This is a genomic window from Mammaliicoccus sp. J-M41, from assembly GCF_022385935.1.
Taxonomy (GTDB): domain Bacteria; phylum Bacillota; class Bacilli; order Staphylococcales; family Staphylococcaceae; genus Mammaliicoccus; species Mammaliicoccus sciuri_A.
The window spans coordinates 1-267 of sequence record NZ_JAJNIR010000100.1 but is presented as its reverse complement, the minus strand read 5'-3'; the positions used below and the strand labels follow the sequence as shown (position 1 = coordinate 267).

Here is a 267-nt window from a genome sequence, read left to right as displayed (position 1 = left end):
CCTGTTCCCATGCCGAACACAGAAGTTAAGCTCTTTAGCGCCGATGGTAGTTGGGCTTACGTTCCGCGAGAGTAGGACGTTGCCGGGCAAAATTCAATTTTGACCCTTGGGTCTTTTTTTCTTGAAATTTTCTTGAAAAATAAATTGAATTAAATGTTGACACAAGAATATAACAAGTGTATAATAGTTTCTTGTGAGACAAAATGAACATTGAAAACTGAATGACAATATGTCAACGTTAATTCCAATAATTGAGTACTGAAAGTA

General features: G+C 36.0%; 1 rRNA gene. It reads left to right on the top strand.

Annotated features, from left to right (window positions below):
- Positions 1-88: ribosomal RNA gene (gene rrf / locus LQ686_RS14070) — 5S ribosomal RNA — on the top strand; the annotation flags it as partial.
- Positions 89-267 lie beyond the last annotated feature (179 nt).